The sequence below is a fragment of the Pedobacter chinensis genome, assembly GCF_003339865.1.
Lineage (GTDB): Bacteria > Bacteroidota > Bacteroidia > Sphingobacteriales > Sphingobacteriaceae > Pedobacter > Pedobacter chinensis.
Window position 1 is genome coordinate 155,894 of record NZ_QPKV01000002.1, and the last position, 13,218, is coordinate 169,111.

At 35.1% G+C, this 13,218-nt stretch carries 15 protein-coding genes; 8 read left to right on the plus strand and 7 right to left on the minus strand.

The genetic code is table 11. The features are described from left to right. Window positions 1-8 precede the first annotated feature (8 nt). Entirely contained in the window at window positions 9-857 is an 849-nt protein-coding gene (locus DU508_RS01885) for an SDR family NAD(P)-dependent oxidoreductase (RefSeq protein ID WP_115401785.1), read from the plus strand. 132 nt (window positions 858-989) lie between these two features. Here the strand turns inward: DU508_RS01885 and DU508_RS01890 are convergent, their stop codons facing one another. Both DU508_RS01890 and DU508_RS01895 read right to left on the minus strand, forming a co-directional pair. After that, on the minus strand, window positions 990-1,595 hold the full coding sequence (locus DU508_RS01890) for a thioredoxin family protein (protein WP_115401786.1): 606 nt from the start codon (window positions 1,593-1,595) through the stop codon (window positions 990-992). Between the two features lie 7 nt (window positions 1,596-1,602). Beyond that, window positions 1,603-2,070 (minus strand): TlpA disulfide reductase family protein, encoded by a 468-nt coding sequence (locus tag DU508_RS01895; RefSeq protein ID WP_115401157.1) that lies wholly within the window; start codon window positions 2,068-2,070, stop codon window positions 1,603-1,605. Between the two features lie 273 nt (window positions 2,071-2,343). Here DU508_RS01895 and DU508_RS01900 point away from each other — a divergent pair, with 273 nt between their 5' ends. Further along, the gene (locus DU508_RS01900) at window positions 2,344-3,366 is read left to right on the plus strand and encodes a S66 peptidase family protein (RefSeq protein WP_115401158.1); all 1,023 of its coding nucleotides are present in this window, start codon (window positions 2,344-2,346) and stop codon (window positions 3,364-3,366) included. 98 nt (window positions 3,367-3,464) lie between these two features. Here the strand turns inward: DU508_RS01900 and DU508_RS01905 are convergent, their stop codons facing one another. Both DU508_RS01905 and DU508_RS01910 read right to left on the minus strand, forming a co-directional pair. Beyond that, entirely contained in the window at window positions 3,465-4,781 is a 1,317-nt protein-coding gene (locus tag DU508_RS01905) for a nicotinamide mononucleotide adenylyltransferase (protein ID WP_115401159.1), read from the minus strand. 199 nt (window positions 4,782-4,980) lie between these two features. Further along, entirely contained in the window at window positions 4,981-5,415 is a 435-nt protein-coding gene (locus DU508_RS01910; RefSeq protein WP_115401160.1) for an Hsp20/alpha crystallin family protein, read from the minus strand. A 76-nt stretch (window positions 5,416-5,491) separates the two neighbouring features. Between DU508_RS01910 and DU508_RS01915 the strand changes: the two genes are divergently transcribed. Continuing rightward, complete coding sequence (locus tag DU508_RS01915; protein ID WP_115401161.1) at window positions 5,492-5,980, plus strand: acyl-CoA thioesterase; 489 nt, start codon at window positions 5,492-5,494, stop codon at window positions 5,978-5,980. A gap of 119 nt (window positions 5,981-6,099) precedes the next feature. Here DU508_RS01915 and DU508_RS01920 read toward each other — a convergent pair whose 3' ends face one another. Then, window positions 6,100-7,515, minus strand: coding sequence for an FAD-binding oxidoreductase (locus tag DU508_RS01920; protein WP_115401162.1), 1,416 nt, complete (start codon window positions 7,513-7,515; stop codon window positions 6,100-6,102). A gap of 3 nt (window positions 7,516-7,518) precedes the next feature. Further along, window positions 7,519-7,887 carry a dihydroneopterin aldolase gene (gene folB / locus DU508_RS01925; RefSeq protein ID WP_115401163.1) on the minus strand — a complete coding sequence of 123 codons (369 nt, stop codon included), beginning with the start codon at window positions 7,885-7,887 and terminating at the stop codon, window positions 7,519-7,521. Window positions 7,888-8,000: 113 nt separating this feature from the next. Between folB and DU508_RS01930 the strand changes: the two genes are divergently transcribed. The 5 genes from DU508_RS01930 to DU508_RS01950 all read left to right on the plus strand — a co-directional run bounded on the left by DU508_RS01930 (window position 8,001) and on the right by DU508_RS01950 (window position 11,575). Continuing rightward, window positions 8,001-9,191, plus strand: a complete 1,191-nt coding sequence (locus tag DU508_RS01930; protein WP_115401164.1) for an acyl-CoA dehydrogenase family protein — start codon at window positions 8,001-8,003, stop codon at window positions 9,189-9,191. Window positions 9,192-9,319: 128 nt separating this feature from the next. Continuing rightward, window positions 9,320-9,706 (plus strand): GxxExxY protein, encoded by a 387-nt coding sequence (locus tag DU508_RS01935; RefSeq protein WP_115401165.1) that lies wholly within the window; start codon window positions 9,320-9,322, stop codon window positions 9,704-9,706. A 341-nt stretch (window positions 9,707-10,047) separates the two neighbouring features. Beyond that, on the plus strand, window positions 10,048-10,425 hold the full coding sequence (locus tag DU508_RS01940) for an SRPBCC domain-containing protein (RefSeq protein WP_115401166.1): 378 nt from the start codon (window positions 10,048-10,050) through the stop codon (window positions 10,423-10,425). A gap of 78 nt (window positions 10,426-10,503) precedes the next feature. After that, window positions 10,504-11,307: a hypothetical protein gene (locus tag DU508_RS01945; protein ID WP_115401167.1), complete on the plus strand. Its 804-nt coding sequence runs from the start codon at window positions 10,504-10,506 to the stop codon at window positions 11,305-11,307. Window positions 11,308-11,356: 49 nt separating this feature from the next. Then, complete coding sequence (locus tag DU508_RS01950; protein ID WP_115401168.1) at window positions 11,357-11,575, plus strand: hypothetical protein; 219 nt, start codon at window positions 11,357-11,359, stop codon at window positions 11,573-11,575. 77 nt (window positions 11,576-11,652) lie between these two features. On the opposite strand, the gene lysA is transcribed toward DU508_RS01950, so the two are convergent. After that, complete coding sequence (gene lysA, locus DU508_RS01955) at window positions 11,653-12,825, minus strand: diaminopimelate decarboxylase (RefSeq protein WP_115401169.1); 1,173 nt, start codon at window positions 12,823-12,825, stop codon at window positions 11,653-11,655. Between the last annotated feature and the right edge of the window lie 393 nt (window positions 12,826-13,218).

Sequence of the window (13,218 nt, forward strand, 5' to 3'; positions counted from 1 at the left end):
ATAAAATCATGGAAAATAAAAAAGTATGGTTTGTTACGGGTGCCTCTAAAGGTCTCGGACTTACATTAGTTAAAAAATTATTAAGCAACGGAAACAGTGTTGTTGCCACATCAAGAAACCTGAACGACCTATCAAAAGCAGTTGGTGAACATGAAAACTTTTTGCCTTTAGCCGTTGATTTAATCAACGATGAAAGCGTTGGAGAAGCGGTTGCAAAAACAATAGCTAAATTCGGGCAAATTGATGTAGTGGTAAACAATGCCGGTTATGGTATGATAGGTGCTTTGGAAGAACTGAGCGACAGAGAATCGCGTGAAAATTTTGATGTAAATGTATTTGGCTCGCTTAATGTAATTAGAAAAGTATTGCCACAAATGAGAAAACAACAATCAGGTCATATTTTTAATATTTCATCTATTGGTGGTTTTTACGGAAACTTTCCGGGTTTCGGAATTTATTGTGCAACTAAATTTGCAGTTTCAGGTTTTACTGAATCGCTTGCGGCAGAAGTAAAATCTTTCGGTATTAAGGCAACAGTGGTTGAGCCGGGTTATTTCAGAACGGAGTTTCTTACACCAGCTTCATTAGCTGTACCAAACATGCCAATTGGCGCTTACCAAGAAGTACGTGATGCACAATCTGCACATCAAAACGATATTAACAATAACCAACCAGGTAATCCGGCAAAAGGCGCCGACGTAATTATCGCCGCTGCTGATGCTGAAAATGCACCTTTGCATTTATTTTTAGGTCCTGATGCTTACCACTTAGCTAACTTAAAAATTGCTGACGTGCAGAAGGATATGGAAGATTGGAAAGCTTTAGCTACTGCAACTAATTTCGATGAAGTTGCGTAACTCATTTTCATGCTGAACTTATTGAAGAATCTCAAAGTGTGAAAAAACATCTTTGACACCGAAATAATTCATGTCGGTACACATGAGAAGATCCAAACTACATTCAGAATGATAAAAAGAAAAGGGATATTACTATCCCTTTTTCCATTTTATGCTACAACCAACTGCTTTTGTTGATGCAACTTCAGGTTTCTTTCCTGCTGACAAATCATTGATTGCATTTTGAACATAATTTACCTTGCTGGCATTTTCTCCTTCCGGATCGCTATCAATTGCACCGATGTATTCTACAACATTACCTTTATCAGTTTTGTTCAGGATGAAAACATGAGGTGTTTTCAAAGCACCAAACTGTTTAGTAACCACATGATCTGGATCTAATAAATAAGGGAAACCAAAATTCTTTTCCTTAGCCAAGGCTTGCATTTTTTCAAAGCTTTCATCAGGCACCGCTCCTGCATCGTTAGGATTAATTGCTAAAACCGGATAGCCTTTACCAGCATAATTTGCATTTAATGTTGAAATCCTATCCTGATAAGCCTTTGCAACCGGGCAGGTATTGCAGGTAAAAACAACAATATATCCCTTGGCATCTTTATAATCTGCAAGCGAAACTGTTTTATTATCAATGTTTTTCAGCGAAAAATCTTTAACCACATCGCCAACTTTATATCCTTCTGTTTGTGCAATCGCAACACTTGAAAGCAACAAAAAACCAATTAGAAACAAATTTTTCATGATCATCTTATTTTAAGTTTAACAAAGTATTTTTCAATTCTATCTCAGTAAATTCCTTTTCATAAAACCGCCTGACTTTTTTATTTACGAATAAGGTGGCGGGTATGGCGCCTGACCATTTACCATCTATTCGTTCAATGTATTGCTGTTGATCTGGTTCGTTCAAAAGAAAAACCTCAGCTTTAATGTTATTCTTTTGTACAAATGGAATTACTTCCTTTTGCAGTTTTGATTTAAAATCCAAACTCACGAGAAGCACTTTTACAGGCTTCTTCAAATTCTCTGCACGTAATTTCTCAAAATTGGGCAATTCAGCAACACAGGGAGCGCACCAAGTAGCCCAAAAATTAATCACATAAGTAGTATCTTTTCCATTAGCGATACGTTTATCCAAATCATCAAGCGTAAGTATTTTCACTTGTGCAACAGCTGAATAAGTAATTAAAGATAAGCAGATTATAAAAAATATACGCATAAAATGATAACGAAAATTAGGGTGGTTTAGTTTGAGGAATTCTGAATTTGGCACGAAGTAGTGGTTAAGCATGGCTCATATTTTTTTTTCCAAAATCTCAAAACAATTTATTTCATTCGAGGTTATCTATATAATTCACATTATACTAATCTTTTACAGATTAATTTGTTTGGTTTAAAAAAAGGGATTTATGGATATAAATCCCTTTTCTTTTGTGCCAGAATTTTAAATCTTATATTAGCTTTTTGCTAATGATCATATTCTAAAATCTAGATGAACAGAAAACATTTCCTTTCTTCATTTATTGCTGCCGCAACAGTACTTCCCACTTTTAAAACTTTTGCAAATATAATAGAAAACGAAAGTTCAGCGTTTAAAATTCCTCCATATTTAAACCAGGGCGATATAATTGGAATAACAAGTCCGGCGGGTTATATTACCATGGAACAAATTCAACCCTCGGTTGTGCAAATGCAAAGCTGGGGTTTTGGCGTAAAGGTTGGCGAAACTATTGGGAAACGTGATTTTACTTATGGTGGAACGGATGAAGAAAGACTAACTGATTTTCAACAAATGCTGGATGATCCGAATATCAAAGCGATTATGTGCGCACGCGGAGGTTATGGTCTTGTCAGAATAATTGATAAACTGGATTTTACCATGTTTAGAAGAAATCCTAAATGGATAATCGGTTTTAGTGATATTACTGTTTTACATTGCCATTTAGCCAGAAATTATGAAATTGCATCCATTCATTCCAAAATGTGTAACAGCTTTCCTGATGATTGGACCAAGGCCGAGCCTATTCAAATTGAAACGATTTTATCTATTAAAAATGCATTAATTGGCGAGCAAATTGCCTATACCGCTCCGGTAAACATTAACAACAGAATAGGAAAAGTAGATGGTGTATTAGTTGGCGGAAACTTAAGTATTATCGAAACATTAGCCGGAAGCCATTCGGATTTGGCTACAAAGGACAAAATTTTATTTATAGAAGATACCGGAGAATATCTTTATAGTATAGATAGAATGCTTTGGAACCTAAAGCGCAGCAACAAGCTTAAGCATTTAAAAGGTTTAATTGTTGGAGGATTTAAAGTTAAACCAGATGATGTTGGCGAGGAGTTTGGCAAAACCATTTACGATATCGTTTTGGAAAAAGTGAAAGAGTACAACTATCCTGTTGCCTTTGATTTCCCGGTGGGCCATCAACGAAATAACTTTGCATTAAAGTGTGGTATAAGCCACAATTTGAATGTAAGCGGTTCGGGTTCTATATTAAGAAGTCTATAATTTCAAAACCAAAGATGCTTTTGTTTAGCTACGATCAAAAAATGATTGAGATGTGGTTAACGAAAAAATTGTTTCTTAAAATCAATCCCCTAAAAAATCTAAACAGTTTTTACCTCATCATCGCTGTAATCACGAATATCTGTAATATATCCATTGATTAACAAGAAATCAAAAAGAGGTTTTGCCTCTGGCGTTACAGGCATATTTTCCGTTGTAATGACCTGATTCGTCTTTTTATCTAAAAATGGATAAGCAAAAAGCCGTACATTCGTATTAAACATATCATTCACGTAACTTAACAACTGACCAGAATAATTTTCGCCACTAAAGTTAGTTGAATTAAACACAAATTTTAAGTTGTTAATGTTGGTGGCCAGGCCAACACTTTTAGGTTTACAACGGGCCAAATATTTCGCCAGGCGATTATGACGTGTAAAGTTTGAAACGATAACGATGTTTCCTGTATCACACATTTCTTGTGTACGTTTTGCCACAGCTTCCAGGTCAATATCGTCAGGCGTTTCCTGCGCATCAGTTAAAACATTGGTTAACAATACTTCAATCATTACCGCAAGGTTTTCATCATGCACCTGGTTTGTACGTTTAAACTGTTCTGTCGCTTTATTAAACAAATTAAAGTTCGGCAATGATTTTTGCCCATACTTGGTTCTTAAAATCATGATATCTTTCTTGTATAATAAATCTTTAGCTTGTCGGGGGTGCGCGTCTGCATCAAAAATAGCTGCTGCAGAAAAATCTTTCATAATCATATACAGATTAAGTAAGATATTATCCACACCGGGAAAAGCAGGGCCTTTAACAGAGATTAAATCGATTTCCACTGAACCAATGGTTAAATTATCTGCTAACGATTCAACCATCAACTTCGGATCCTGATAATGATAAAATGCGGCATAAAGTAAATTCACGCCTATAATGCCCAGCACACGCTGTTGCATATTCACATCGGTATCAAGCAAGCGAACGTGAAAAAATATTTCATTTGGTAAGCCTCCGGGTTCATTTTGAAAACGAATCCCAACCCATCCGTGTGGTTCATTGGTACGTTTATAATTTAAGGTTGTAACGGTGTCGGCAAAGGCAAAGAATGTTCTGCTTTCATATTTTTCGCCTGATAAACGTTCATTAAGCAGGCCAAACTCATGGTCGAGCATTTGTAAAAGTCTGGTCTGACTTACATATCGTCCATTTGTTTCTGCTCCGTAAATGGCATCACTAAAGGTCATATCATAGGCAGACATCGTTTTAGCAACAGTTCCAGATGCTGCACCAGCATTAAAAAAGTTTCGTGAAACTTCTTGCCCGGCTCCAATTTCGGCAAAAGTGCCGTAAATTCTTGGGTCAAGGTTTATTTTAAGTGCTTTACGTTTAGTATCCAGAATTTCTCTTTCCATGCCGCAAAAGTACGAAAATGGTTCATTAGTTCAATTGGTAATTAGTAATTGGTTCATTTGTTCACTATGCTAATAGTAATAAACTAACAACAAATGAAGCAATATCATATAACAAAATAAGGTTAGCGTCATCCAACGCTAACCTTATAAAACCTAAACTTAAACTATTATGAAAAACCCTCTCTCGAGAATATCTTAATTATGATACTACAATTTCTTTGTGTTGTAATTTAGCATCATCTTTCTTGCTGATGTTAATGGTTAAAATACCATCTTTATATTCGGCAGTAATTTTATCTCCATCAGCACTATCTGGTAAATTGAATGACCTCGCAAATGAACTGTAATCAAACTCTTTACGGGTATAATCCTTTGCAATCTCTGTTTCAACAGCTTTTACTTCTGCCCAAACAGAAAGCGTATCTTTTTTCAAATTGATTTGAAAATCTTCTTTCTTTAAGCCTGGAGCTGCGATATCAATAACATAGGCAGTTTCATTTTCGCTGATGTTCACATTTGGAGATTTATCAACCATTTTATTTTTAGTTATCGCATCGCTAAACAATGAATCGAAAACATTGTTAAAGTAAGGAGCTGTGTTACGGGTTCTGTTGTTAAATTTTACTAGTGTCATATCTCTTATTCTTTATTTTTTTTAATTTTAAATTGATACTACACCTTATTCAACTTATATACCAAACCAAATATTTATGATTTTTAAGACATTTTGGCAAAATATTTCCAAATCAAAAGACAAATTGACAGAAATTCAACGATTTTCTGATGAATTTAACTATAAAACGAATATTCACCTTCGGTTTGTAGATTTTGATATGATGGGCCATGTAAACAATTCGGTTTACTTTACTTACCTAGAAATTGCCAGAACTAAATATTGGGAAGAGATCGTAAAATGGGATTGGAAAAAAACAGGGATAGTAATCGCTCATGCGGAATTGGACTATATTCTACCAATCGTTACGAATGATAAAATAGCTGTCCACGTTAAAACATCAAGAATTGGGAACACCAGTTTCGACCTCGACTATCAAATAGTTAAGATAAAAGGATCAGAAGAAGTGATCTGTAGCAAAGGAAAAACGGTTTGTATAGCGATTGACTATACAACAAACAGACCTACAGTGATTCCTGAGGCCGAAAAACAGAGGATGTTGGGCTTTGAGCAGTTAACCTCTTAGCCCGCTCAAGGGAAAATTACTTTTCTAATGTTTACATTGAAAGAATTTAAAAACGCCAATTTAAAACATACATTTCTTCTTGATTGTATTTCCAAATTTATGGAGATTGTTTTTATAGCTTAGGGGTATAAAGTATCAGGCATTATTTTTCCAGGATTTAATATGCCTTTCGGATCAAAAACCTTTTTAATGCCACGCATTAAATTTAAATGAATTTCTGAATATTTAATCGGCATGAATTCTTTTTGTACCAGGCCGATTCCGTGTTCTCCAGATATGGTTCCGCCCAAAGCTGTGGTAAGTTCAAAAATTTCTGTAATGCCAAACTTAAGTTTACCATTCCAATCCTCATCGCTCATTCCAGCTTTAATAATATTCACATGAAGATTTCCATCTCCTGCATGCCCATAACAAATGCTCTCAAAACCATATTTAGACCCGATTTCTTTGATTCCATTGATCAATTTCGGCAAAGCTGCACGCGGAACGACTGTATCCTCCTCTTTATATACCGAATTTGATTTTACTGATTCGCCCATCGTTCTTCGCATTCTCCAAAGTTCTTCTTTTTGAGCGGCCGTATCGGCAAACAAAACATCCTTGCAATTATGTTCTTCTAAAACAACATTGGTTTTTTCACAATTTTTAAAGATATCGTCCAAATCATCTCCATCAAATTCAATCAATAATAAAGCGGCAATATTATCTTTTAAATCGAATTTGATATCATCGAATTTAATTACCCACTCCACTCCTTTCCGTTCCATAAATTCAAGAGCTGATGGCGTAACCCCAGCCCTGAAAATTTCAGAAACTGCGGTACAAGCATCTTCGTTGGTGCTGAAGGAAGCCAACATTAATACAGATTGTGTTGGCTTTGGCAAAAGCTTGGTCACAATTTTGGTAATCACGCCCAAGGTTCCTTCCGAACCAATCATTAATTGTGTTAAATTATATCCTGACGCATATTTAAGTGTATTCGCGCCTGTCCAGATGATATCGCCGCCGGGCAAAACCACCTCAAGATTTAATATATATTCGCGAATAGTTCCATATTTGACAACTCTGGGTCCGCCAGAACCATGAGCAACATTTCCACCAATAAAGCAAGAACCTTTGCTGCTTGGATCAACAGGATAAAGCAACCCTTTTTCTGCAACAGCGTTGATAAATTCTTCAGTAATTACACCTGGTTCTACAGTAGCCTGCAGATTATCTGTATCAATATCAATTATTGATTTGAATTTCTCCATTGATAGCGAAACCCCGCCATGTATGGGTAAGGCAGCACCACTCAATCCGGTTCCTCCGCCACGAGGTGTTACGGATACGTGATATTTGTTGCAGATTTTAAGTATTTCGGAGATTTCTTCCGGAGTGGTTGGTTTAACTACAACTTCTGGTTGGTAATGTAAGTCCTCTGTTTCATCGTGACTATAGTTTTCCAAACTCTCAATATCCGTGAATACTTTTTCTTTACCTATGGCTACTTTAATCTCAGCTAAAATCTCAGCATTTATCCGTGTAAAATTCATTTCCTATTTAGATGATTGATAAGACAATCTAACTAGTGAATGCCCTACCTGCCCTGGCATTGGTGGATTTAGTTTCTTCACACTTACTTTAACGGTTTCAACAAAAGGATAAAGTTTAATAACTCTTGAAATAATATTGTTTAGCACAGTTTCCAAAAGTTTTTGGGTGTTCTTCATTTCGTCTTGGATAATTGTATTCAGATCCTCATAATTTACGGTTTGAGCAAGTTCATCATCAAATCCCCAGGGTATAAATTCTGTTTCCAAATCAATAACGAATTGATTTCCAATAAGTTGTTCTTCAGGGTAATAACCATGCCTGGCAAAGCACTTTACATCTTTTAAAGCAACGGTTTGTTTAAATTGACTCATGTATGTTTCGTATCTGACAAAATTAAATTTTTATTCACGAATATAATGCCCATTGCCGTAAATTGTTACCTTTGAAATGAACGCAATTTCTTAACCAGATAAGAAAATATTACATGAGCAAATCAACAAAAACTGATTTATACGAAGCCCCCGATTATTATTTATTGGATGAATTATTAACAGATGAGCATAAATTAATTCGGGCAACGGCAAGAGAATGGGTTAAAAAAGAAGTTAGTCCTATTATAGAGGATTATGCTCAAAAAGCAGAGTTTCCCAAACATTTAATAAAAGGTTTGGCTGATATTGGTGCTTTTGGACCAACAATTCCTGTTGAATACGGAGGTGCTGGCTTAGATTATACTGCTTATGGAATTTTAATGCAGGAGATTGAACGTGGCGATTCGGGAATTCGTTCCACGGCTTCAGTTCAGGGTTCATTAGTTATGTATCCGATTTATGCTTATGGAAGCGAAGAACAACGAATGAAATATTTGCCAAAACTAGCAAGTGGAGAAATAATGGGCTGTTTTGGTTTAACAGAACCCGACCACGGTTCTAACCCTGGTGGGATGGTAACCAATATAAAAGATGCAGGTTCACATTATATATTAAACGGTGCAAAAATGTGGATTAGCAATGCACCTTTTGCTGATATTGCTGTGGTTTGGGCCAAAGATGAAACTGGTAAAATAAGAGGAATGGTTGTTGAACGCGGCATGGAAGGATTTACTACGCCAGAAACGCACAACAAATGGAGCTTAAGAGCATCAGCAACAGGAGAATTGGTTTTTGATCACGTACAAATTCCTAAAGAAAATGTATTTCCGGAGATTAGCGGATTAAAAGGTCCGTTAGGTTGCCTCAATCAGGCTCGTTACGGTATCGCATGGGGTGCTTTAGGTGCTGCGATGGATTGTTACGATACAGCTTTACGATATTCAAAAGAAAGAATTCAGTTTGGAAAACCAATCGGTGGATTTCAATTGCAACAAAAGAAATTAGCCGAAATGGTAACCGAAATCACTAAAGGACAACTGTTGGTTTGGCGTTTAGGTATGCTTAAAAGTGAAAACCGGGCAACTGCTGAACAGATATCAATGGCAAAAAGAAATAGTGTGGAAATTGCTTTGGATATTGCGAGAAATGCTCGTCAAATGCTTGGTGGTATGGGAATTACAGGAGAATACTCTATTATGCGTCACATGATGAATTTAGAATCTGTAGTGACTTATGAAGGAACGCATGATATACATTTATTAATTACCGGGATGGATGTAACCGGATTAAATGCGTTCAAGTAAGGATCAGGATTAACATGATTTAAGGGTTAACGTGATGAGTTGCAAAATCAGATATTTAAAAGAATAAATTTGTAAATTGATAATTCTTTCCCTGTTGTTTAAGATTTCTTTCCATTAATTTAAATAAAATGGATATTGAAAATTTAACTTATAAAATAAACGGTTGTGCTATGAAAGTGCATAACGTACTGGGAAATGGTTTTCAAGAAGTTATTTATCAACGTTGCTTAGCAATTGAATTAAAAAAAGCTGGTATAAGTTTTAAGAGAGAGGTTGAGCAAGAAATTTTTTATGATGGCTTAATCGTTGGCAAAAGACGTGCAGATTTTGTTATTGAAGATATACTAACCGTGGAGCTTAAAGCATGTGTTAACTTAGAAAATCATCATTTAGCACAGGCCAAAAATTACGTTGTTGCTTATAACTTCAATATCGGATTATTGATCAATTTTGGTGCTACAAGTCTTCAATTTAAAAAAGTTTATAATCCAGGAATGAGGATTAACAAGATTTAAGGATTAGCAAGATGAAGTAGCCAAAAAAAATATAAAGCAGGATTAAACAGGATTTAAGGATAAACAGGATTAAGTTATTAAAAGAAACGAATTAAAAAAGATATAGAGCAGGATAATAGGATTAACATGATTTACACGATAAGATTTCAAAAAATAAAATAAGATTTGAGGATTAACAAATCAGATTAGCGAAACATACTTTTAGTGTTCTTCCATTTTTAACAAAAAACTTTAATTAAATTTGCTTTCCTGAATTATAATCTTTGAAAATCTTAAAATACCCATGTTTTATTTGAACTATAATCCTGGGCATCCTAAAATCCTAAAAATCTTGATCCAGAATGGACTATAAAAAATATACTTACATACCTGCAACACCTGAAGAGGTTTATTTAGCGTTAACAAAAGACATTAGTATTAAACTCTGGACTGGCGCCGAAGTAGAATTTGAAGAAAAACCAGATACTGAATTTTCATTTTTTGATGGTGACATTGTGGGTAAAAACATCGAGTTTGAAACCAATAAAAAGATTGTTCAACAGTGGTATTTTGGAGAAGATGCTGAACCATCAATTGTGACTATAAAGCTTCATGAAGATAAGAAAGGAACATCGTTAGAATTTAAACAAACCAATATTCCTGATGAAGATTACAAAGATTTCACTGAAGGAATTGAAGAATATTTTATTGGTGGCTTAGTGGATTTTTTTGACGAATAAAATATTTGAGTTTTTTTATCAGAAAATACTTTATACTTTAGAATTATGAACTAAATTTTCCTCTATTTAAATTAACTTATGCTCATTATCAGGAACAACTATCAGTTATTAATGTTACTTGCCATTGCCTTGCTTACATCATGCAGTGGCGTTGTTAATAATTTACCTGTCTTTTACACGCCTGCGGCTACGTCTAATCACGTGTCATACCTGCCAAAACCTATGATGTCTGATAGTGTAAAAGCTAAAAATTACATCAGCGGGAGCTTTGCAAATAATACTCTCCCCTATGAAACCGGCGATATGGCCATGGGTTTCGTTAATTATAATCGTTCTCAAATAATAAACAATATTAACTTTTCCTACGGAGGTTTTGCTTATTTTGGAGGTACATCAAGCGGTTATGAAAATTCTCAGCGTAAAATAAGAGAGGAGTTTTACGAAAAAGGATTTCATGGTTTAGGATTAAGAACATCTATCGGATTTGCGGAAAGATCTGGTAATACCGAATTCAGAATATTAAATTGGGAAAATGCATTTGTATATGAAGGCGGAAGTTATGCATCGTTCAGAAAAGGCTTAAGAGATCAGGCTGACCCTTTATCAGTCAGCTCAAATAAAACGACATTGTTTACTACTGGTGGTTCTACTGAGATCATCTGGCATGGCCGAAGAAATACAGATAGGCAATATGGCTTTCGTTTATTTTTAGGAAGTACCATCGGCTTACAACGTAACGTGAACTACACAACTGAAAAAATTAGTGGGATAGCTTCTGATTTCTCGTTTTTTCTTAAAATCAGGAATGCTTACGGAGTGCTCGGCAGCGGCACCAATTTAATGAATAATTCAGGTAAGATTACGGTAGGTTATTCTTTTTAAAACTTAAAACAAACCCATAGCACCAGATGTTCCATAAATAAAAAACATCATGAACAAATCAGTAGGCCTTGTATTAATCGTTATTGGAATTATAATGCTGGTTTGGACTGGCTTTTCCTATACTAAAAAAGAAAAAGTGGTTGATGCTGGTCCGATTCAAATTTCAGCAGATAAAGAAAAATCGGTTAACTGGTCACCGTATGTTGGAGGGATAATTTTGGTTGCCGGCGTATTTATTTTTGTGGCATCGAAGAAGAAGAATAGTTAACCAAAACGTTATTGCGGGGCACGAAGCAATCTGTCTTGCTAATAAGATTGCTTCGTGCCCCGCAATAACGAATATTTTTATATCTCCGAACTATAAACCGACCTTATGGCATCTCTTAAATTATATTTTGAAGCCATCACTTCTCCGTATGCACCAGCACTACGAATGGCAAAAATATCTCCTCTAAATGATTCTGGTTGTTCAACTTCCTTTCCAAAACAATCAGTGCTTTCGCAAATTGGTCCAACAATGTCGTACTTAATCACTTCCGACTCCAAACTTCTAACTTCCAACTTCCTGCTAAGATTCTCAATTTTATGATAAGCCTGGTATAAAGCCGGACGCATCAATTCTGTCATACCAGCATCTAAAACCACGAAGTTTTTCTTCTTGCCGTTTTTGATGTATAATGCTTTGGTAATTAACGATGCTGATTGTCCGACCAATGCTCTGCCTAACTCAAAATGCACTTCCTGATTCGGTTTTATTTCCAGAAAATCCTTAAAAATTTTGAAATATGATTTAAAGTCAGGGATTTGATTATCAGGATGATGATAGTCAATACCTAAACCACCACCAACGTTTAAAACTTCAACAATAAAACCTTTGTCTTCAAACCAGGCACAGAACTCATTTACACGAACACAAAGATTTTTGTAAACATCGAGGTTGGTTATTTGAGAACCAATATGAAAGTGAATTCCAATAAATTTAAGATTTGATGATGCTTTTAATGTTTCAGCACATTCGGACAAATCCCATGAATTGATGCCAAATTTATTTTCATCTAAACCAGTTGTAATATTATGATGCGTATGTGCATCAACGTTTGGATTGATACGGATAGCCACTTGTGCAGTTTTCCCTTTCTTCGCTGCAAGCTCATTTAAAACCTCCAATTCTTGAATAGATTCTACATTAAAGCAAAAAATATCCAAATCCAAAGCTTCATTTATTTCTTTGTCAGATTTACCAACACCAGCGAAAACGATTTTTTTATTGTCGAAACCAACTTCAACAGCTCTTCTAACCTCTCCGGCGCTTACACAATCAGCACCAAAACCAATATTCTTGATTTGTTCAAGTAATACTGCATTGAAATTTGCTTTCAAAGCATAGTGAATGTGGAATTGATAAGGAGCAGCAGCTTCAGCACAAATGCTCAAAGTTTTTTGCAATAACTCCGTATCATAATAGTAAAAAGGTGTTTCTATATTGTCAAACTTTGATATATCTTTATCGGCAAACATGTTCAAATTCCTTATTATAATTTTAATTTTATTTTTTGGGCTGATTTATTGGGGTAACTACCTTGATTTAAAGCACGGAAGAATTACCCAAAAACAATACAATGGAAAAATTCGATTCTTTATTGTCCTTCTCCTAATTGTTTTGTTCCTTTTATTTCTTAAAAAATGAATATAATCGCCGCCATTTTCATCGTTCTTATCATATCTGCAGGATTATTTAACTCTTACAGAAAGTATAAAAATGAATTATTACCATCAAGCTTTTTGGCTTTTCACTGCCTGCTTGGATTGTTGGTAATAATTGGCGCCTTTTATTTATTATTCGAATAATCTATTTTAAAATATCGACCTTGGAGATTTTCAAAAACTCACTTACATCACTAACTTTTGATA